The organism is Saccharopolyspora sp. MMCC62 (assembly GCF_057736575.1).
On the sequence record NZ_JBYKCM010000003.1, the window covers coordinates 638,192 to 658,709 of the forward strand.

At 73.0% G+C, this 20,518-nt stretch carries 18 protein-coding genes; 12 read left to right on the forward strand and 6 right to left on the reverse strand.

Annotation, left to right across the window (positions count from 1 at the left end):
* Nucleotides 1-309 precede the first annotated feature (309 nt).
* Genes AC29IT_RS10155 through AC29IT_RS10165 form a run of 3 tightly spaced genes read left to right on the forward strand, consistent with a single transcriptional unit; the run spans nucleotide 310 to nucleotide 4,769 of the window.
* Nucleotides 310-1,875: a condensation domain-containing protein gene (locus tag AC29IT_RS10155; protein WP_488218527.1), complete on the forward strand. Its 1,566-nt coding sequence runs from the start codon at nucleotides 310-312 to the stop codon at nucleotides 1,873-1,875.
* Nucleotides 1,872-3,305 (forward strand): condensation domain-containing protein, encoded by a 1,434-nt coding sequence (locus tag AC29IT_RS10160; protein ID WP_488218528.1) that lies wholly within the window; start codon nucleotides 1,872-1,874, stop codon nucleotides 3,303-3,305. The genes AC29IT_RS10155 and AC29IT_RS10160 overlap by 4 nt, the downstream gene beginning before the upstream one ends.
* A gap of 6 nt (nucleotides 3,306-3,311) precedes the next feature.
* Entirely contained in the window at nucleotides 3,312-4,769 is a 1,458-nt protein-coding gene (locus AC29IT_RS10165; RefSeq protein ID WP_488218529.1) for a hypothetical protein, read from the forward strand.
* On the opposite strand, the gene AC29IT_RS10170 is transcribed toward AC29IT_RS10165, so the two are convergent.
* From AC29IT_RS10170 to AC29IT_RS10180, 3 genes are all read right to left on the reverse strand, one after another.
* The gene (locus AC29IT_RS10170; protein ID WP_488218530.1) at nucleotides 4,756-5,619 is read right to left on the reverse strand and encodes an EamA family transporter; all 864 of its coding nucleotides are present in this window, start codon (nucleotides 5,617-5,619) and stop codon (nucleotides 4,756-4,758) included. The two genes, AC29IT_RS10165 and AC29IT_RS10170, sit on opposite strands and share 14 nt — an antisense overlap.
* 100 nt (nucleotides 5,620-5,719) lie before the next feature.
* A complete protein-coding gene (locus AC29IT_RS10175) occupies nucleotides 5,720-6,151 on the reverse strand; it encodes an OsmC family protein (protein WP_488218531.1) in 432 nt (143 codons plus the stop codon).
* Between the two features lie 326 nt (nucleotides 6,152-6,477).
* Nucleotides 6,478-7,173 carry a TetR/AcrR family transcriptional regulator gene (locus AC29IT_RS10180; RefSeq protein ID WP_488218532.1) on the reverse strand — a complete coding sequence of 232 codons (696 nt, stop codon included), beginning with the start codon at nucleotides 7,171-7,173 and terminating at the stop codon, nucleotides 6,478-6,480.
* Nucleotides 7,174-7,347: 174 nt separating this feature from the next.
* Here AC29IT_RS10180 and AC29IT_RS10185 point away from each other — a divergent pair, with 174 nt between their 5' ends.
* The 7 genes from AC29IT_RS10185 to AC29IT_RS10215 all read left to right on the forward strand — a co-directional run bounded on the left by AC29IT_RS10185 (nucleotide 7,348) and on the right by AC29IT_RS10215 (nucleotide 16,743).
* The gene (locus AC29IT_RS10185; RefSeq protein ID WP_488218533.1) at nucleotides 7,348-10,071 is read left to right on the forward strand and encodes an MMPL family transporter; all 2,724 of its coding nucleotides are present in this window, start codon (nucleotides 7,348-7,350) and stop codon (nucleotides 10,069-10,071) included.
* A gap of 20 nt (nucleotides 10,072-10,091) precedes the next feature.
* Nucleotides 10,092-12,017, forward strand: coding sequence for a YhgE/Pip family protein (locus AC29IT_RS10190; RefSeq protein WP_358441226.1), 1,926 nt, complete (start codon nucleotides 10,092-10,094; stop codon nucleotides 12,015-12,017).
* 335 nt (nucleotides 12,018-12,352) lie between these two features.
* The gene (locus AC29IT_RS10195) at nucleotides 12,353-13,075 is read left to right on the forward strand and encodes a dienelactone hydrolase family protein (RefSeq protein ID WP_358433086.1); all 723 of its coding nucleotides are present in this window, start codon (nucleotides 12,353-12,355) and stop codon (nucleotides 13,073-13,075) included.
* On the forward strand, nucleotides 13,072-13,548 hold the full coding sequence (locus AC29IT_RS10200; protein WP_358433088.1) for a pyridoxamine 5'-phosphate oxidase family protein: 477 nt from the start codon (nucleotides 13,072-13,074) through the stop codon (nucleotides 13,546-13,548). The genes AC29IT_RS10195 and AC29IT_RS10200 overlap by 4 nt, the downstream gene beginning before the upstream one ends.
* 169 nt (nucleotides 13,549-13,717) lie before the next feature.
* Nucleotides 13,718-14,623 (forward strand): bifunctional methylenetetrahydrofolate dehydrogenase/methenyltetrahydrofolate cyclohydrolase, encoded by a 906-nt coding sequence (locus AC29IT_RS10205; RefSeq protein ID WP_358433090.1) that lies wholly within the window; start codon nucleotides 13,718-13,720, stop codon nucleotides 14,621-14,623.
* A 386-nt stretch (nucleotides 14,624-15,009) separates the two neighbouring features.
* On the forward strand, nucleotides 15,010-16,008 hold the full coding sequence (locus AC29IT_RS10210) for an aldo/keto reductase (protein ID WP_358433092.1): 999 nt from the start codon (nucleotides 15,010-15,012) through the stop codon (nucleotides 16,006-16,008).
* A gap of 369 nt (nucleotides 16,009-16,377) precedes the next feature.
* Complete coding sequence (locus AC29IT_RS10215) at nucleotides 16,378-16,743, forward strand: cupin domain-containing protein (protein WP_358433093.1); 366 nt, start codon at nucleotides 16,378-16,380, stop codon at nucleotides 16,741-16,743.
* 44 nt (nucleotides 16,744-16,787) lie between these two features.
* On the opposite strand, the gene AC29IT_RS10220 is transcribed toward AC29IT_RS10215, so the two are convergent.
* The 3 genes from AC29IT_RS10220 to AC29IT_RS10230 form a co-directional block, all read right to left on the reverse strand.
* Nucleotides 16,788-17,234 (reverse strand): STAS domain-containing protein, encoded by a 447-nt coding sequence (locus AC29IT_RS10220; protein ID WP_358433094.1) that lies wholly within the window; start codon nucleotides 17,232-17,234, stop codon nucleotides 16,788-16,790.
* Between the two features lie 206 nt (nucleotides 17,235-17,440).
* The gene (locus AC29IT_RS10225) at nucleotides 17,441-18,529 is read right to left on the reverse strand and encodes an NAD(P)-dependent alcohol dehydrogenase (protein WP_488218534.1); all 1,089 of its coding nucleotides are present in this window, start codon (nucleotides 18,527-18,529) and stop codon (nucleotides 17,441-17,443) included.
* A 25-nt stretch (nucleotides 18,530-18,554) separates the two neighbouring features.
* The gene (locus AC29IT_RS10230; RefSeq protein ID WP_488218535.1) at nucleotides 18,555-19,028 is read right to left on the reverse strand and encodes a DUF4334 domain-containing protein; all 474 of its coding nucleotides are present in this window, start codon (nucleotides 19,026-19,028) and stop codon (nucleotides 18,555-18,557) included.
* Between the two features lie 93 nt (nucleotides 19,029-19,121).
* Between AC29IT_RS10230 and AC29IT_RS10235 the strand changes: the two genes are divergently transcribed.
* Together AC29IT_RS10235 and AC29IT_RS10240 are read left to right on the forward strand one after the other, a co-directional pair.
* Nucleotides 19,122-19,712: a TetR family transcriptional regulator gene (locus tag AC29IT_RS10235; RefSeq protein WP_488218536.1), complete on the forward strand. Its 591-nt coding sequence runs from the start codon at nucleotides 19,122-19,124 to the stop codon at nucleotides 19,710-19,712.
* 32 nt (nucleotides 19,713-19,744) lie between these two features.
* Entirely contained in the window at nucleotides 19,745-20,515 is a 771-nt protein-coding gene (locus tag AC29IT_RS10240) for a Clp protease N-terminal domain-containing protein (protein WP_488218537.1), read from the forward strand.
* Nucleotides 20,516-20,518: the final 3 nt, after the last annotated feature.

The window sequence follows — 20,518 nt, forward strand, 5'->3', positions numbered from 1 at the left end:
CGTCGCCGAGAAAAGATGCAGTCCAGTGAGAAGTATTCACGGACCGGTGGAATGCTATTCCGATCTTACTTGGTGGACATCGATTTCGGCCCCGCTGGGCTGCGAAAACGCGCGATTTGCGGAATCGGGCCTTGCGGCCGCGCAGTTCCCCGGTTTTGAATGACCGCCCCAGCGCGCTGGACCGGCGGGGCCCCGAAACCCATTCCGGTCTCCTTGCGGCATCATGGCCTCGCCGCGCACCGGAATGGTCCAGTGCGACGACGAGACCGAGGCGCGCGGGGCGCGGTATCGGCAACCTGATTGGGCGGCATGAGATTCACGGAGATCGCGGACTACAGCGTCCGGCCGGGCGAGGCGGCGCAGTGGTGCGTGTCCCCGCCGGACGGGGCCGAGCCCGAACCCGACCCGCGCCCGCCGTCGCACCTGCAGCAGGCCCACGTGCGGGCCAGGGCGGAGCAGGGTGCGGCGAGCGACCCGAGCTGGCTGGCGGTCGGTTTCGACCTGGACGGCCCGCTGGACGAGCCGGCCTGGCGCACGGCGCTGCTGGACTGGCTGGACCGGCACGAGACGCTGCGCAGCGCCCTGCGCCCGGACGGCGACGAGGTCCGGCGCCACACCTGGGAACCCGGTCGATTAACGGTCTCCCGCACCGGCCTCGGTACCTTCCGGAATCCGGCCGAGGCCTCCGACGCGCTGCGCGAGCTGTTCAACGCGCGCACCGATCCGACGAGCTGGCCCTCCTTCGCCTTCGCCACCGTCTCCCGCGCCGACTCGTGCACGGTCTGCCTCGCCTTCGACCACGGCAACGTGGACGGCTACTCGATCCTGCTGGTGCTGCACGAGATCCGCGAGCTCTACCTCGCCGCCCGCGGCGGACGCGCCGCCGACCTGCCCGCGGTGGCGGAGATCGGCAGCTACGTGGACTTCTGCGCCCGGGAGCGGGAGTACACCGACGGTTTCGAGCGCTCCGACGAGCCGGTGGCGCGGTGGGCCGAGTTCCTCGCCGACTGCGGCGGCGCACCGCCCGGGTTCCCGCTGCCCGCGGGCGCGCCGTTCGCCGCGGACGGGTCGCGCCAGCACGGCCTGTGCGAGTGGCTGGTGGACGCGGACGGCGCCGCGGCGTTCGAGCAGGCGTGCCGCCGCAACGGGGGCAGCGCGTTCTCGGGGGCGCTGGCGGCGCTGGCGCTCGCCGCGGCCCGGCCGGGGGCCGCCGACGCGCCGGACCGGTTCCGCGCGTTGCTGCTGCTGCACACCAGGTCGGCGCGGTCGTGGGCGCGATCGGTGGGCTGGTTCGTCGGCCTCGCCCCGGTGGAGCTGGCGCTGCCGGTGGGCGTGACCGCCGCGGGTGCCGCCGGGGTGCCGGATGGCGTGGACCTGCTGGACCTGCTGCCGAGCGCGGGCGCGGCGTTGCGGCGGGCGAAACCGCTGTCCACGGTGCCGGTGCCGAAGGTGGCGGAACTGCTGGGCGTCGAGCTGCCGCCGCGGTTCGTGGTGTCCTACATGGACCTGCGGTCCAGTCCGGGATCGCGCTGCTGGGCCGAGTCGAACGCGCGGGCGCTGCACGCCCCGGCCAGCTCCGCGGACGAGGTCTACCTCTGGGTGATGCGCAGCGTCGAGGGCATCTACGTGACGAGCAGGTTCCCCGGCGCGGAGCAGGCGGACGCCGCGGTGCGCGAGTACGTCGCCCGGCTCCGCTACCTGGTGCTCGCGGCGGCGGCGACGGCCGATGCGGACCTGGTGCCCGAGTTCGCGCCACTGTGGACGGACGTCGAACTTCATGATCAAGTAGGGTCGGGCGCGCGCACGCCGGTCGGCGCGGGTACGCGGCACACCGGACTGGACCACGACGTGGTGCTGAAGGGAACTCGTCCATGAGGATGAACGCACTCCGCGACTACGAGCCCGCTCCGGGCAGGCTCGTCGAATGGCACCCGTCGGAGTCCACTTCGGACTCGGTGGGTTCGGCGCTGGAGCACCCGGCGCCGCCGTCCTCGTTCCAGGAGAACCACCTCCGCCGCTCGCTGGCCAACGACGCCGCGGGCGCGGTGCACTCGCCGTGGCTGGCCACCGCGTTCGACCTGCCGGGGGAGCTGGACCCGGCGGCGATGGCCGGGGCGTGGCAGCGCTGGGTGCGCAGGCACGCCACCCTGCTGACCTGGTTCGAGAACACCGGTGACGAGCTGCGCCGCTGCGCGCTGGACGCCGCGGACGTCGAGTTCGTGCCCGTCGAGGTCGGCGAGTACGACAGCGGTGCCGACATCCGGGACCACCTGCTGCACCGGTTCGCCACCGCCACCAGCGCGCTGAGCTGGCCGCCGTTCGTGCTCGGCGCGGTGCTGCGCCCGGAGTCGTCGACGGTGTTCTTCGCGGTCGACCACGCGCACACCGACGGCTACTCGATCTTCCTGGTGTTCGACGAGTTGCGCCGCCTGTACCTGGAGCAGGTCACCGGCGAACCGGCCGAGCTGCCGGAGGTCGGCGACCATGCGGACTTCGCCGCGCTGGAGCGCGCCCGCGAACTCGGTCCGGAGGAGCAGGCCGCGGCCGCGCGGACCTGGGGCGAGTTCTGGCTCGACGGCGGCAGCAGGCCGCCGTCGTTCCCGCTGCCGCTGGGGCTCGGCGACGAACCGCGCGGCAAACTGCTGACCGAGCGCGAGTTGTTCGACGACGCCCAGGCCACCGCGTTCGGCAAGCGCTGCCGGGCGCACCGCGGCGGCTTCCCGGCCGGGATCTTCGCGGCGCTCGCGATCGCCGCCGCCGAGCTGGCCGGCGCGAGCTCGTACCGCACGCTGACCCCGGTGCAGACCCGCGACGAGCCGCGGTGGGCCGCGGCGCAGGGCTGGTTCGTGAACCTGGTGCCGCTGCACTTCTCGCTCGCCGGGCTGAGCACCTTCGGCGAGGTGCTCGCCGCCGCCGAGGAGGCGTTCGTCCGCGCCCGCGCGATCGCGGACGTGCCGGTGGTGAAGCTGCTGGAGGTGCTGGGGTCGCAGCTGCGGCTGCAGGAGGACGCGCGCACGGTGCTGCCGATCGTGTCGTTCATCGACCTGCGCCGCATCCGCGGCTCCGAGCTGTGGGCGGAGGCGGGCGCGCAGGTGCTCAGCGGCCCGGGGGAGGGTTTCGACGTGCCGATGTGGATCAACCGGTTGCGCGGGCTCACCTACCTGAAGGCCAGCTACCCGGACACTCCGGTCGCCGCGGAGAACGTGGCCCGCTACCTGGACCGGGTGCGTGCCGTGCTGCACCGGGTACTCGCCGACGGCGACCACGAGTTCCGGACCGCCGCGTCGCTCGCGGCCGTGGAGTGATCGCCGGTGCACGTCACGACGACCAGCGCGTTCGACCCGCCGCCCGGCGAGGTCGTGGAGTGGACAGCGTTCCCGGCCCCGGGCCACGAGTTCACCCCGAGCGAGGTGCCGCCGTCGCTGAACCAGCGCTTCCACCTGGACGGCATCGCCGCAGGCGGGGCGCCCCACTGGCTGGCCTGCGCGTTCGACCTGCCGGGGGAGCGGGACACCGCCGCGCTGGCGGAGGCGTTCGGCCGGTGGGTGCGGCGGCATCCCGGGCTGCTGAGCCGGTTCACCGAGCGCGGCGGTGAGATCGGCCGCGCGGTGCTCGACCCCGATGCGGTGGCGCTGCACCGCGAGGACGCCGGGGAGTTCCGGACTTCGGCGGCGGTGCGCGCGCACCTGGCACGGCGGTTCGCCGAGCAGTGCCACCCGCTGCGGTGGCCGCCGTTCCTGCTCGGCGCGATCCGGCACGAGCGGGGGATGACGGTGTTCGCCGGGTTCGACCACTCCTGCGCGGACGCCCAGTCGATGGCGGTGGCCGCGCACGAGATCCAGGTGCTGTACCGCGCCGCCGCCCGCGGTGAGGAGGCGGCGCTGCCCGCGGTCGGCGATTTCGTGGCGCACTGCGCGGCGGAGCACGCGGCGGTCGCCGCGGCGCGGGTCGACGCGGTGCGCACCACGCCCGAACCGGAATGGGACGCGCCGGGCCTGGAGGCGCTGGGCGCACCGCCCGCGCCGATCGGCGAGCACCCGGCGGTGACCTACTGGCGGGACTTCCTGCTGGACTGCGGCGGCACGACGCCCGCGTTCCCGCTGGAGCTCGGGGTGCGGCCGGGCGAGCCGGTGCCGCAGCGCTCGACGACGGACCGGCTGCTGGACGCGGAGTCCGCGGACGCGTTCGACGCGGCCTGCCGGTCCGCGGCGGGCAGCGTGTTCACCGGCCTGCTGGCGGCGGCCGGGCTGGCGCTGCGCGACCTGGGCGCGGAGGACCGGATCGGGTTGCTCGTGCCGCTGCACACCCGCCGCGAACCGCGCTGGCGGCACGCCGTCGGCTGGTTCACGACGAACGCGCCGATCGCGTTCAACGTGGTGGACGGCCGGTTCGCCGAGACGCACACGCACGCGAAGGTCGCGTTCCGGGAGGCGCTGGGCACGCTGGGCGTGCCGCTGCCGACGGTGCTGGCCGCCGTCGCCGACGACTACGAGCGGGTGCGCCGCGACATCTTCATGCTGTCCTACGTGGACTACCGCGGGATGCCGGTGTCCCTGGAGTTCCCGGAATCCCGGCCGCGGCACGTCAGCAGCGAGACGGTGGCCGACGACGTGCAGCTGTGGGTGTCGCGCACCGCCGACGGGCTGTTCCTGCGCACCCGCCTGCCCGGTACGCCGGAGGCGGAGGCGGCGGTGCGCGGGTTCCGCGCCCGGCTGGTCGCGGCGCTCACCGCGGCGGCACGCCGTCCGGTGGCGGTCAGGGCAGGTTGAGCAGCACGATCCCGGCGAGCACGACGGCGCTCGCGACCACGCGCCCGCGCCCGAGGTGCTCGCGGAACAGCACCGCCCCGATCAGCGCGCCGAACACGATGCTGGTCTCGCGCAGCGCGGCGATGGGGGCGAGCGCGCCGCGGGTCTGCGCCCACAGCACGATGCCGTAGGCGGCCAGCGAGAGCACCCCGCCGAGCAGCGCGCCGCCCGGTGCGGAGCGCAGCTGTCCGGGCAGCGCCCGGCCGCGCACCGCGAGCGCCAGCGGGGGCAGCGCGAGGCCTTGCAGCAGGAACAGCCAGGCGCCGTAGGTGAGCACGTCGGTCCGGTGCACGCCGACGCCGTCGAGCACGGTGTAGAGCGCGATCATCAGCCCGGTGCCGAACGCGGCGGCCGATGCCGGTGACCGCGCCGCGGTGGGCCGGCCGCCGACGAGCACCAGGCTCATCAGACCGGCCGAGATCACCAGCACTCCCGCGAGCTCCGGCGCCGAGATCCGCTGCCCGAGCACCGTCGCGGACACCAGCGCGACGACCCACGGCGCGGTGCCGCGCGCGAGCGGGTAGACCTGGCCGAACCGGCCGAGGCGGTAGCTGAGCATCAGCCCCACCTGGTAGAGCACGTGGGCGGCGGCGGAGGCGAGCACGTACGGCCATGCGGCGGCGGACGGGAAGCCGGTGCACAGCGCCGCGACTCCGCCGACCGCGGCGTAGCTCAGCGCCATCAGCGTGAACCCGGCGAGCCGGTCGTCCATGCCGTGCGCGAGGGCGTTCCAGGTGGCGTGCAGCAGCGCCGCGCCGAGCACGGCGAGCACTACGTCGATGCCGATGGCCGCCTCCGAGGTTCCGGCCACAGCCCACCCGACGCACCGCGATCACGTCAAGGTGGACGGCTCGTCCGGCCGATCGGCACGGCCGGACGAGCCCGGCTCGCCGCTGCGGCGAGCGGAGGGGTCAGGACAGGGTGGCTTCCAGGGTGATGGTGGTGCCGGTGAGGGCGGCGGAGACCGGGCAGATCTCCTTGGCCTTCTGGGCGGCCTGCTGGAAGGTGTCCTCGTCGGCGCCGGGCACGGTGGCCTGCACGGTGAGCGCGATGCCGGTGATGGCGAAGCCGCCGCCGGACTTGCCGAGGGTGACCTCGGCGCTGGTGTCGATCCGCTCCGGGGTGAGTCCGGCTTCGCCGAGCACTCCGGACAGCTGCATGCTGTAGCAGGACGAGTGCGCGGCGGCGATGAGCTCTTCGGGGCTGGTCTGCCCGGCCGGGTCCTCGGCGCGGGTCGCGAACGACACGGGGAACTGCCCCGCGTTCGAGGAGTCCAGGGTGACGAGGCCCGAACCCGAGCCCAGGTCGCCGGTCCAGCTCGTCGTGGCGTTGCGGTCGGCCATGACCTCTCCTTCTGCGTCGGTGTCGTCGGGTGCGCGCGGTGGCGCACCCGGGATCAAGAACGTTCCGACCTTCGCAGAGCTTCCACCCGGACGCCGTGCGGAATCCCACCCACCGCCCGACCGATCCACCTCCGCCCCGGCGCCGAACCTCTCGCCCCACATCTGTTGCAGGGGTGGTCCAGTGGCGGAACCGGACATGCATCGGACATCGATCCCGCAGCGAGGAAGTCGCTGAGGTTCCGCTACCCGAGCACTACGCGGCAGAAGTAGCGAGACAGGCAGTCAGAGACTCCGAAGGATCCGCCGTGCAGGTTCGAAGACGGCCGTCAGTCCTCGTCCAGGGTGGTGGTGAGGCTGTGGACCAGCAGCGGGAGGGTCCGCATCACCTTCTCGCGCACGCTGCGGTCGGGATCGTCGTCGCCGGCGAGGATGGTCTCCTGCATCGCGGAGTCGAACTGGTCGATGAGCAGCCGGGTGAGGTCGAGCGTGTCGATCCGGAAGCGCACGCCGACGGCCCGCACCGCGGTGTCGATCATCGTGGCGAGTTCGCGCTGGAAGGAGTGCGCGGCGGCCAGGAACCGCGGGGCCACTTCGGGATCGCGCAGCGCCAGCAGCCGGAACTCGCTCTGCACCAGGCACCACTGCCGGATGTCCGGCTGGAACGACATGACGTCGGCGATGATGCCCTCGATGTGCGCGGGCGCGGGTTTGCCGCCGGATTCCCCGAGCGGCGCCACGAGGTGCGCGAAGTGTTCGCGCAGCGTTTCGAGCCGGGCCCGGTTCTCCCGTTCGGTGAGCTCGAAGAAGAGCTCTTCCTTGCTGCTGAAGTTGGAGTAGAACGCGCCCCGGGTGAAGCCCGCGTCGTCGGCGATGGCCTCGATGGAGGCGCCGTTGATGCCGTGCTCGCTGAACTGCCGGTAGGCGGCGTCCAGCAGTCGTTCCCGGGTGCGGGCGCGCCGGGCGGTCTCGCGCGCGGGCGCGTCCGGGTGCCCTTCGGGTGCGACGAGCTTGTTCGCGCTCATCACGAACCTTCCTTCCTGCGGTGTACACCAGCGGATTTCCCGCCGATCGCGGCCCGCGTGGAACCGACCCATCCTATCCGATACGCTCATGTATCGGATACAGCGTTGTATCCACTTCCCCTGATCTGGTGATCCGCCGTCCGGCGAGAACCTTCCCGGCGACAGGAGTGTGGCGTGTCCTCGTTCCTCTACACACTGGGGCGGCGGGCCTACGCGGCCCGCAAGACCGTCCTCGTGATCTGGCTGCTCGTGCTCGTCGTGACCGGCGGCGCGGCCGGTCTCCTGTTCAAAGGAATGGACAACAACGTCACGATCCCGGGCACCGAGGCGCAGAACGCCCTCGACCGGCTGTCGGTGACCTTCCCGCAGACCAGCGGCGCCTCCGCGCAGATCATCGTGGTCGCCGACGACGTCCGCGCCCCGGTCGTGCAGCGCGAGGTCGAGCGGTCCGTGGACGAGCTCGAAGGCATGGACGAGGCCGCCTCCATCGTCTCGCCCTACAACGCGGACCTCGGCGGATCGATCAGCGAGGACGGCGAAGCCGCCCTGATCATGATCCAGCTCGAGGGGCAGACCATGGAGATCGGTCAGCCCACCAAGGACCACATCGCCCAGATCTCCGCCGACCTCCAGCAGCGGTTGCCGGAAGGCTCGCAGGCCTCCTACGGCGGGCCGCTGTTCGCGCAGAGCTTCCCCGGCATCAGCATCGTCGAAGCGCTCGGCCTGGTGATCGCCATCGTGGTGCTGATGATCACGCTGGGCTCGTTCCTCGCCGCGGGTATGCCGCTGGTGAACGCGCTGATCGGCGTCGGCGTCTCCACCGCGCTCATCCTCGTCTCGACCGCGTTCGGCTCCGTCACCGCGACCACGCCGCTGCTGTCGCTGATGCTCGGCCTGGCCGTCGGCATCGACTACGCGCTGTTCATCGTCTCCCGGCACCAGCAGGAACTCGCCCAGGGCGTGCCGCCGCAGGAGGCCGCGGCGCGGTCCACCGCCACCGCGGGCTCCGCGGTGATCTTCGCCGGGCTGACCGTGGTGATCGCGCTCGTGGGCCTCGGCGTCGCGGGCATCCCGTTCCTCACCACCATGGGCGTCGCCGGTGCCGTCGCCGTCGCCATCGCCGTGCTCGTCTCGCTCACCCTCATCCCGGCGCTGCTCGGCTTCGCCGGGGACCGGCTCACCCCGCGGTCGGCGAAGGCCGGGAAGCGCGCCCGCGCCGACCGCGCCAAGCCGCCGGTGGGCGAGCGGTTCTTCGCCGGCTGGGTCCGCGCCGCGACCCGGTTCCCGATCGTCACCGTGCTCATCGTCGTCGGCGTCCTCGGCATCGCGACGGTGCCCGCGGCCGGACTCCGCCTCGGGCTGCCCGACGCGGGCGCGCTGCCCCACGGCGACCCGGCGCGAGTCACCTACGACCTCACCGACGAGCACTTCCCGCAGGGCTTCAACGGGCCGTTGATCGTCACCGGCAGCATCGTCACCAGCGAAGACCCGCTCGGCCTGATGAACGACCTCAAGGCCGAGATCGAACGGCTGCCCGGCGTCGCCGACGTGCCGATGGCCGTGCCGAACCCGACCGCGGACACCGGCATCGTGCAGGTGATCCCGGAAGGGGCCCCGGACTCCGAGCAGACCAAGGACCTCGTCGAGGAGATCCGCTCGCTGCGCGGCCACTTCCAGGAGGCCTACGGCATCGACATCTCCGTCACCGGGTTCACCGCCGTCGGCATCGACGTCTCCGACAAGCTCGGCGAAGCGCTGCTGCCGTTCGGCGTCGTCGTGGTCGGGCTGTCGCTGGTGCTGCTGACGATGGTGTTCCGCTCCATCGCCGTGCCGATCAAGGCGACGCTGGGCTACCTGCTCAGCATCGGCGCCTCGATGGGCATCGTGACGCTGATCTTCCAGGACGGCTGGGGCGCCGAGGTGCTCAACGTCGCCCGCACCGGGCCGGTGATCAGCTTCATGCCGATCGTGCTGATGGGCATCCTGTTCGGCCTCGCCATGGACTACGAGGTCTTCCTGGTGTCCCGGATGCGCGAGGAGTACGTGCACACCAAGGACGCCCAGGCCGCGATCCGCACCGGATTCGTCTCCTCCGGCAAGGTCGTCACCGCGGCCGCGGTGATCATGTTCGCGGTGTTCGCCGCGTTCGTCCCCGACGGCGACGCCAACCTCAAGCCCATCGCGCTGGGACTCGCGGTCGGCGTGTTCGTCGACGCGTTCATCGTCCGCATGACGCTGGTGCCCGCGGTGCTCGCGCTGCTGGGGGAGAAGGCGTGGTGGATGCCGCGGAAGCTGGATCGGATGCTGCCCGCCTTCGACGTCGAAGGGGAGAACCTGCGCGAGGAGATCGAGCTCGCCGACTGGCCCAGCCCCGGCTCGAACGAGGCCATCGCCTGCGCCGGGCTCCGGCTCGACGACCCGTCCACCGGCGCGCCCGTCTACCGGGACGTCGGCTTCCTGGTGGAGCGCGGCGCCGTCCACGTGGTCCGCGGCGTGCACGAGTCCGCGATCACCGCGGTGCTGCTGACCCTGTCCGGCAGGCTCCAGCCCGACTCCGGACGGCTCAAGGTCCTCGGCTACGTGCTGCCCGCCCGCGGCTCCGCCGTGCGGTCCCGGGTCGCCTACGTCGACGCCGGGGCCGGCGGGGCCGACGCGGTGCGGGCGGCGCTGCGCGAAGAGCCCGAGGTCCTGGTGCTCGACCGCACCGACCGGGCCTCCGACCCGGGTGAGCGCGGCCGCATCCGCGAACTGCTCACCGGCGCCGGGACCACCGTCGTCGCGGGCACCACCGGGCTCGCCGAAGCGCGCTACGTCCTGCCCGCGGGTGCCCCCGCCACCCTCACCGAACTGCGCGACGACGCCGCGATGCCCGACGTCCTCGCCGCCGCGATCCGCTAGAGAGCAGAGGTAAGCAGACGATGGCGAAGCGCCGCTTGATCCTCCCCCTGATCGGCCTGCTGCTGGTGCCGCTGGCGATCGCGGGCCTGCTGATCTGGTCGCTGGGCAAACCCGAAGACCGGCTGCACGACGTCAAGGCCGCCGTCGTGAACAACGACGAACCGATCGAGGTCAACGGCCAGCTCACCCCGCTCGGGCGGCAGCTGTCCGCGAAGCTCGTCGGCGGCGAGATCGAGAGCAACTACAGCTGGGAGTTCGCCACCCCGCAGACCGCCGCCGAAGGCCTGCAGGACGGCACCTACGCCGCGGTCGTGACGATCCCGGAGAACTTCTCCGCCGCCGCCACCTCCTTCTCCGGAGACCCGGCGCAGGCGAAGAAGGCCACCATCGACGTCAGCACCGGCGGCCGCAGCAAGTTCGCCGACGAAGCGATCAGCCGGGTCGTCACCAACACCGCCGCCGACCTGCTCGGCAGGCAGCTGACCACGACCTACCTGGACAACGTGTTCGTCGGGTTCAACACGCTCGGGGACAAGCTCGGCGAGGCCTCCGACGGGGCGACCTCGCTCGCCGACGGCGCGAAGCAGCTCGCGGGGGGCACCGACCAGCTCGCCGGGGGCGCCGACCAGCTCGCGGATGGGTCGCGGGCGCTCGCCGACGGCATCGGCGCGCTCGAAGGCGGCGCGCAGCAGCTCAAGACCGGGATGGGCGGGCTCGCCGACGGCATCGGGCAGCTCCAGCAGCAGACCGCGCAGCTGCCCGGCCAGGTCGGCCAGCTCGCCGACGTGTCCGCGCAGGAAGCGCAGGGCGTGCAGCAGCTCTCCGGCGGTCTGCAGGGCATGTCCGAGAACCTCGCCGAGATGAGCAAGGAGTGCCCGCCCGGCACGCTGCCCATCTGCAACAAGATCGCCATCCAGGCGGCCACCGCGAAGGCTCTCGGCGACGGCGCCGGGCAGCTGGAGCAGGCCAGCACCGGGGTGTCCGGCGGGCTCGCCGCGCTCGCCGGGAAGACCCCCGAGTCCGGTGGCGGGCTCCCCGCGCTGTCCGGCGGCATCGACCAGCTCCACGACGGCGCGCAGCAGCTCGACGGCGGTGTCGGCCAGCTCGCCGACGGGATCTCGCAGACCGGTGGCGGTGCCGGGGAGCTCGCCGACGGCGCCGACCAGCTCGCCCAGGGCGTGCGCGGGCTCTCCGACGGCGCGCACCAGCTCGGCGACGGCACCGGGCAGCTGTCCTCGGGCCTCGACCAGGCCGTGGAGCAGCTGCCCAGCTACCCCGACGGGGACCGGGACAAGCTCGCCAAGACCGTCGCCAACCCGATCACCACCGCGGAGGGCAGCAGCCTCGGGTTCGGTTCCTCCGGGATCGCGCTGTACTCGGTGCTGGCGCTGTGGGTCGGCGCGGTCGCCACCTTCCTGGTGCTGCGCGCGGTCCCGCGCCGCGCGCTGGAATCCACCCGGTCCTCGTTCTCGTTGGCGCTGCGGCAGTTCCGGCTGCCCGCGGTGGTCGGGCTCGCGCAGGGGCTGCTGGTCGCGGTCGTCGTCGGCATCGCGCAGGACCTGTCGGTGGGCGGCTGGTTCGGCTGCGCCGGGCTGGCGATGCTCACCGCCGTCGCGTTCACCGCGGTGAACCAGGCGCTGGCGGGCGCGCTGCGCGGCACCGGCCGCTTCCTGGCGATGCTCGTCGCGGTGGTGCTGCTGGCCACCGGGTTCATCACCGCGGTGCCCGCCGCGCTGAGCTCGGTGCTCACGGCGCTGCCGGTCGGGCCCGCGCAGGACGCGCTGCGGGCCGTGGTCGACGGCTCGGCGCCGTCCGGCGGCACCGTGGTGCTGCTGGTGATCTGGGGCCTCGCCGGGCTCGTGGTGAGCTACCTGGCCGTGGAGCGCGGGCGCACCGTGCGGGCCACCGGGCTGACCGGCTTCACCACGAGGACCGCAGAAGCGTGAGCTTCCCGGTGTCCACCGAGTAGCACTGGGGTGGCGGAACCTCAGCGCTTTCCTCGCTGCGGGATCGATTTCACCGGTGGCTCCGCCACAGGAGAAATCGCTGTCCTCGCGAGGAAAGCGCTGAGAACCCGCGGGTGGCCCGGTTGCTCCGGTGGTCGGCAGCTCATCGGCTTCGCCGCTGACAGGAAGAAGGCACGAACCGCGGTGCGGGTTCGGCGATGGGGTTCAGTCCATTGTGGATGGGTGGTGCGATCCTCTTCCGGGGCCGCGCCACGCTCGTTCGGGGGTGGGCGGGCGAGTGACAGCGCCGTGCTGCGGGGGTTAGGTTCGAGGTCGTGACCACGACCGTGCCCACCTCAGACGGCGACCTCCGCGCCCACCTCGCGGCGCCCTACCCCTCGATCTCCGGGGCGCCCCCGTGGCCCGGCGTGGTCGTCGTGCACGACGCGTTCGGCATGACCGACGACGCGCGCGCCATCACCGACCGGTTCGCCGCCGAGGGCTTCCTCGCCATCGCGCCGGACCTCTACACCCGCGGCGGGTTCGCCCGCTGCGTGCGCACCGTGTTCCGCCAGCTCAGCACCGGCAGCGGGCAGGCCTTCGACGACGTCGAAGCGGCCCGGCGCGCGCTGGCCGACCGCGCGGACTGCACCGGGAAGGTCGGCGTCGTCGGCTTCTGCATGGGCGGCGGGTTCGCGCTGCTCGCCGCGCCCCGCGGCTTCGACGCCGCCGCGCCCTACTACGGGCAGGTCCCGCACGACCGGGCCGTGCTCGACGGCGCCTGCCCCGTCGTCGCCAGCTTCGGCGGGAAGGACCGCGCGCTCCAGGGCGCCGCCGACCAGCTCGAAGCGCACCTCACCGAGCTCGGGGTGCCGCACGACGTCAAGGAGTATCCCGAAGCCGGGCACGGCTTCGCCAACAAGCTGAAGGTCGGCCCGTTCGGCCCGCTGCTGCGGGTCGCCGGGATCGGCTACCACCGGGAATCGGACGAGGACGCCTGGCGCCGGGTGCTGGCGTTCTTCGCCGAGCACCTCGGAGCAGGAGGGGAGCGCGCATGACCGACGAGCTCCGGCCGCAGAAGCGCGGCCGCCGGATCGCCATGAGCCAGGAGGAGCGCGACGCGTTCCTCGCCGCCGAACGCACCTGCCGGGTCGCCACCATCGGACCGGACGGGCCGCACGCCACCCCGCTCTGGTTCGGCTGGGACGGCACCGCGCTGTGGCTGAACTCCCTCACCCGCAGCAAGCGCTGGGCCGACCTGGTGCGCGACCCGCGGATCAGCGTCGTCGTCGACGCGGGCACCGAGTACCAGGAGCTGCGCGGCGTGGAGCTCACCGGCACCGCCGAGGTCGTCGGCGAGGCCCCGCGCACCGGCGAACCCGAACCGGCCCTCGCCGAGATCGAGCTGCTGTTCGCCCGCAAGTACCTCGGCGGCGACGAGATGATCCACGACGGCAGGCACGGCTGGCTGCGGGTCACCCCGACGAAGATCAGCAGCTGGGACTTCCGGAAGCTCGCCGAGCTCGGCTGACCGCGCGCACCACCCGATCATGCGCTTCCGGCGGTTGACATCGGACACACCGCCGCCCGCCGCCGCCCCGCGCGAGCCCGGGGAGATCGGTGGAACAGGAGGTCAGCGCGCTGCGGGTCGCTCCGGGGCGGCGTCGCCGACGACCGGCCGCTGTGCTAGAGAACTACCCGTGGCCGCTCGACTCCTCAACCCCAGTGCCCTCGCCGACACCTTCCGCGCGGAGATCCGCGCCGAGGTCGCGGCGCTGCCGGAACCGCTGACGCTGACCGGTTTCCGCGTCGAAGGGGACGGCCCCACCCAGACCTACGCCGAGTACACCCGGCGCGGCTGCGAGAAGGTCGGCATCCGCTTCGACCAGCGGGTGCTGCCCGCGGGCGAGGTCGAGCGCGCGGTGCACGAGGCGGGCAGCGACCCGGGCGTGCACGGCATCTTCCTGTACTACCCGATCATGGGGCCGGCACAGGACCGCTGGCTGCGCGAGCTCGTCGACCCGCGCAAGGACGTCGAGGGACTGCACTCGTTCTGGAGCCGCTGCCTCTACGAGAACCGCCGCTACATCGACGTCGAGCACACCAAGCGCGCCGTGCTGCCCTGCACCCCGCTCGCGGTGCTCAAGCTCGTCGAGCAGGCCGGGATCACCCGGGCCGGTGCCGCCCAGCCGCTGGCCGGCCTGAAGGCGTGCGTGTTCAACCGCAGCGAGATCGTGGGCCAGCCGCTGGCGGCGATGATGGCGAACGACGGCGCCGAGGTCACCTCGTTCGACGTGGACGGCCCGCTGTCCTACCTGCCCGCCCAGGAGGAGGGCGCGTTCCAGGTCCGCCCGACCGACGTCGACCGCGCCACCGCCCTGGCCGAGGCCGACGTGGTGGTGACCGGGGTGCCGTCCCGCGAGTTCCCGCTGGTCCGCGCCGCGGAGATCAAGCCTGGCGCGACCTGCATCAACTTCTCCACGTTGAAGAACTACGACGACGACATCGTGGACGCGGCCGGGGTGTTCGTGCCGCGCATCGGCCCGATGACGGTCACGATGGCGCTGCGCAACGCGGTGCGCCTCTACCGCAACTGGCACAGCTGACCACCCCACCGGCTCCAGGTGAACGCCCCACCCGCCACTCCCACCGGCCCGAAGACCCACTCAACCTGCCCGATCCCGACAGGTGAGTGGCCCACCGGCCCGCCCTCATTGGGCGAAGGGCCCACTCACCTGGTCGGTTTTGACAGGTGAATGGCCCACCGGCCCATTCTCGTTGGGTGAATGGGCCACTCACCTGGTCGGTTTCGGGAGGTGAGTGGGCCACTGGTTCGTGCTCGGGGGCTCGGGGCGCTCACCTGGTGGAGGGCCCACGATCCGGGAAGTTCCGGAGTGACGGGAACGGTCGGAGGTGCCGCTGCGTTGCGCCGGACGGACGGTGGTCCGCGCGGCCGAGCGCGGACGACGGCGACAAGGGAGGTCACCGACTGATGGCTTTGACTCGACGAGACGACATCCCGCAACACCGGCTCGGCGCGAGCGGCCCCGCGGTGAGCGCCCTCGGGTACGGCGCGATGGGGCTGTCCGGGGTCTACGGCGCGGCCGACGACGCGGAGTCCGAACGGCTGGTCCAGCACCTCGTCGAAGCCGGGATCACGCTGATCGACACCGCCGACGTCTACGGCAACGGGCACAACGAGCAGCTGATCGGCCGGGCGCTGTCCGGCGGGCTGCGCGAGCGGATCGTGCTGGCCACCAAGACCGGTGCGGGCGGCGGCGAGGGCCTGGGGCGCCCGGAGCGGATCCGGCAGGCGATCGATTCCAGCCTGAAGCGGCTCGGCACCGACCGGATCGACCTGTACTACCTGCACCGGGTGGACCCGTCCACGCCGGTCGAGGACAGCGTCGGCGCGATCGCGGAGGCCGTGCAGCAGGGCAAGGTCGGCCACATCGGCGTCTCCGAGGTTTCCGCGGACACGCTGCGGCGGGCGCACGCGGTGCATCCGATCGCGGTGACGCAGGAGGAGTACTCGCTGTTCACCCGGGACGTGGAGGCGGAGCTGCTGCCCGCGGCGCGGGAGCTCGGCGTCGGCCTGGTGGCGTACTCGCCGCTGGGGCGCGGGGTGCTCGGCGGGTCCATCCGCAGCGCGGCCGACGTGGAGAACCTGGAGGGCAGGCAGGCGCGCTACCCGCGGTTCGCGGAGGAGGCGCTGGAGCAGAACCTGACCCGCGTCGACCGGTTGCGCACCCGCGCCGAGGAGCTCGGCACCACTCCGGCCGCGCTGGCGCTGGCCTGGCTGCTCGCGCAGGGCGATGACGTGGTCCCGATCCCGGGGACGCGGCGCGCCGCGAACCTGGACGCGAACCTGGAGGCGGCGCGGCTGGAACTGCCCGCCGAGGTGGTCGCCGAGCTGTCCGAGACGTTCCCGCCCGGTTCGACGGCGGGGGAGCGGTACACCGCGAACCTCCGCGGCGGCCTCGGCCGCTGAGCGTGACCGCGGGTGGTCGTCGTGCGCGGCGGCCACCCGCCGGTATCCCGGTTCGGTCACCCGGGCCAACGGGCTTCACCGGTTCGGGTGCGGTTCTCGGCCCCGATCCGGCGCGATCCATTGTGGACTGCAAGGGAAACGGGTTGCGGTTGCGGGATGTTCGGCGATCAGGGTCCTCAGTGGAGTGATGTCTCGCCCGAGCTGCGGTTGCCCCGATCCGGTGATGAGATGATCTCGGTCGAGGCATAAAACCGCCGGTATATTCCCGAAAACGGTTCGGGGTCGGTGGATCGCCGGTGATCGTCGAGGAGCACACTGTCCGGCGAAGGAAGCGTGCCGCCCGGTTCCCGGACTGGAGATCCACCACCGATGAGCATCGACGACACCCCCGCCGTCTGGGCCAAGGTCCTGGACGAGGAGCCGTGGGTTCCGTTCGAGGACCCGCACCTGCCCGGCGGCGACCACGCCGCCCAGGTGAAGATCCTCGCGCCGAACGTCTTCTACGCCTGGTTCCCGCCCGGCTACTCCGCCCCCGAGCACAGCCACCCGTTCAACACGACCTACCACATGGTCAAGGGCGCGCTGCGCTTCGGCGAGGAGGGCTGGGTGCGCGCGGGCTCGGTGCGCGCCGTGCAGGCCGGGCACGTCTACGGGCCGGAGGAAGCCGATCCCGTCGACGGCTGCGAATTCCTGCTCGTGTCCGACGGCGCGATCGGCATCGACTGGTCCGAGTGAGCGCGCGGCCGTGCCGTCCGGCAGGCGGCACGGCCCCGCACTCGTCAGCGCAGCGCGGCCGGCAGGTCCGCGAACGTCAGGAACCGCACCTGCACGTCGGCCAGCTCCAGCAGCCGGTCCAGCAGGCCGCGCTCGTCGAGGACCACGCGGAACGAGATGTCGTGCTGGTCGGCCCGCCGCTGGCACTGGTCCAGCAGGTGCAGGCAGGCCGTGTCCACGAAGGTGATCTCCGACAGGTCCAGCACCACGGTTCCGGTGCAGGACGCCAGCCGGTGCCACAGCAGCTCGCGCAGCCGCCCGGTGTTGCCCGCGTCGAGCTCACCGCGGGCGGCGAGCAGGATGGTTCCCGGGTCGGGGCGGTGCAGCTCGAGCCCGAGCGCCCCACCCCCGGCGCGCGGTGGCGCGGAAGGGGTCGGCGGACGTCGTGCCGAGATGCCGACCTGCTCTTCCAGTGCCAGCGCGTTGGTGGTGCGTACGGGAGTCACATGCATGCCGCCTCCTGGGGGTACCGAGAGCGGGCGGCGAACGCGGACGATGCCGCGGTACGACGGCCGAGCGCACGCCCTCGGTGGCGAAAGACTTGTCGCGGCTGTGGGCTCAACCGACTCCCACGCTACCTGCCGGTGCAACCCGTTCCCGGCGACCGCAGCGCCGACGGGGGAGGGTCGCCGCCCCGCGGCGGGAAACCGGGCGCGGATCACCAGGTGAGCACCGGTTTGAGCACGCGCCCGGCGCGCTGGTCGGCGACCGCCCGGTTGATGTCGGCGAAGGGGTAGGCGGTGACGAGCTCGCCGAGCGGGAAGCGCCCGGCCGCGTGCAGCGCCAGCAGCTCCGGGATGAACCGCTGCGGCACCGCGTCGCCCTCGATGCAGCCGCGCACCGACTTGCCGCGGTGCAGCAGGTCGCGCAGGTCCAGCCGCGCGGAGGTCGCGCCGAGCCCCACGACCGCCAGCATCCCGGTGGTGCCCAGCGCCGCCAGCGCCTCCTCGAACACCGGGGCCAGCCCGGTCGCCTCCACGGCGTGCGTCGCGCCGCCGCCGGTGAGCTCCCCGATGCGCGCGGCCACCTCGCCCTCGCCCGGGTCCAGCGCGGCGGTCGCGCCGAGCCGCAGCGCCAGCTCGCGGCGCTCGGCCAGCACGTCCACCGCGATCGTGGTGCCGACCCCGATCGCCCGGGCGGCGAGCAGCGCGGCCAGGCCCACCCCGCCCGCACCGAAGATCGCCACGCTGCCGTCCGGCGGTGGGCGCAGCACGTTGAGCACCGCCCCGGCCCCGGTCTGGAACCCGCAGCCCAGCGGCGCCGCCACCAGCGGATCCACCGCGCCGTCCAGCCGCACCGCGTTGTCCTCGGTCGCCAGCGCGTGCGTGGCGAACCCGGACTGCCCGAAGAACGAGCCGCCCAGCGGCGCGCCCCGCCAGGTCAGCGTCGGCGATCCGTCCGGGCGCCTGCCCGAGCCGTTGAGCCGCCGCGCCCGCGCGCAGTAGGCCCGGTCGCCCGTGGCGCAGCTGCGGCACGTCCCGCAACTGCGGTAGCTGAGCACCACCCGGTCACCGGGCCGGACGCCGGTGACCTCGCTGCCGGTCCGCTCGACGATCCCGGTGGTCTCGTGGCCGAGCACGATCGGTTCGCGCCGGCGCGGATCGTCCTTGGTGATCAGGTCGGTGTGGCACAGCCCGGCGGCGGTGACGCGGACCAGGACCTCGTCGGCGCGCGGCTCGTCGAGCTCGACGGTCTCCAGCACGAACTCGGCGCCGGGTTCCGGTGCCACTGCCGCGGTGATCTGCACGGGACCTCCTGCGCTGCCGGGGCGTTCACTCGCGTTCGAGCAGGAAGTAGTAGTGGCGGCCGTCGTCGAGCACCTGCTCCGGCCTGCCGTTCATGATCCCCATCAGGGTGGCCGGGTCGACCGGCTTGAAGTGGTCGAGCACCGGGCGCCCGTCGTAGACCATCGTCGCGGTCACCTCGCCCCGGAACTCCACGTTCCACAGCGTCGCCTCGCCGCCGCCGAGCCGGACGTCGGAGAACGGCGCGCCGGATTCGTCGTGGCAGATGAGCGGTTTCGCGTCCAGCACCGAGTGGAAGGTCTTGCCGTGCCAGCGCGCCGCGACCAGCTGCCGGGACAACCGGTGGCCGGTGGCGAAGTCGGCGCCCCGCCACGCGCCGAGCACGTCCGCGGCGGCGATGGTCGGCAGCGCCGCCCAGATCTCGTCGAGTTCGTCGGGGGAGACGCCGGAGTCCTGCCGCCGGAGTTCGGCGAACCGGGCGCGGGCTTGGTCGAGGTGCACGGCGGCTCCCTGCGGCTGCGAGTTCCCGAACCGGATGGTTCGGCGGCCGAACGTACTCCCGAACCGAACGGTTCGGCAAGGTAGTCTCACCCGATGCGCGCAGCCGGCCACGCCACCCGGGAGCGGATCCTCGCCGCCGCCACCGCCGAGTTCGCCCGCCACGGCGTGGCAGGCGCCCGGATCAACCGCATCGCGGCCGACGCGCAGGCCAGCAAGGACCGGCTCTACGCCTACTTCCCCGGCAAGCAGGTGCTGTTCGAGGAGGTCGTGCGCCGCTGGGTCGCCGAGATCGACGAGCGGACCGCGCTGCGCGGCGAGGACGTGCCCGGCTACGTGGGCAGGCTGTTCGACCACTACCTGGAGCACCCGCAGAGCGCCCGGTTGCAGGCCTGGATCGACCTGGACGAGCCGGAGCGGCTCGGCGCCGACGACCTGCGGCTCACCGCACTGCGCCCGAAGATCGACGAGATCCGGCGCGGGCAGGCGGCGGGGCACGTCGACCGGTCCTGGCATCCAGCGGACCTGCTGATCGTGCTGCTGGGCATCGCGCGGTCGATGGCGCTCTCCGCGCTGGCGATCGGCAAGCTCGACGGCGGCGCGCGGAACCGGGATGCCGCGGGGATCCGGCGGGCGGCGGTGGTGGCCGCGCAGCGCGTCGCCGAACCATCGTCAACCGAAGGTTGACGTAGTGGATTTCGTCAACCTATGGTTGACGCATGAGCGAACCCCTCCAGCTGTCCCCGCCCGTCCGCCTCGACGACCTCATCGCGGCGATCACCAGCGTGCACACCGACGCGCTCGACCGGCTCTCCGCCGCCGTCCTCGCCGCCGACCACCTCGGCGAGGTCTCCGACCACCTCATCGGCCACTTCGTCGACCAGGCCCGCCGCTCCGGCGCGTCCTGGAAGGACATCGGCGTCGGCATGGGCGTCACCAAGCAGGCCGCGCAGAAGCGCTTCAACGGTCCCGGTCTCTCCCCGGAGCAGGGCTTCAGCCGGTTCACCGGCCCCGCGCGCAGCGCCGTCGTCGCCGCCCAGAACGAGGCGCACGGCGCCGGGCACGTCGAGATCCGCACCGAACACCTGCTGCTCGGCCTGCTCGCCGCGTCGGACGGGCCTGCGTCGGACGGGCCTGCGTCCGACAGCACCGCACCCGGCTGCACCGCCACCCGCGTGCTCGCCGCCGAAGGCATCACCCCCGACGTGCTGCGCCGCGCCGCCACCGCGCCGCTGCCGCCCGGCGGCGCCGACGTCCCCGCCCTCATCCCGTTCGACGCGGGCGCCAAGAAGGCCCTGGAGCTGACCTTCCGGGAGGCGCTGCGCCTGGAGCACCAGCACGTCGACACCGGTCACCTGCTGCTGGCCCTGCTGGAGCAGGAGGACGGCGGCGTGCTCACCGGCCTCGGGCTGCGCAAACCCGCGATCGAGGACCGCGTCCGCGCCGAGATCGCCGACCGTCCGGAGCCGCCCGCCGTTACCGGCGAGTAGTGT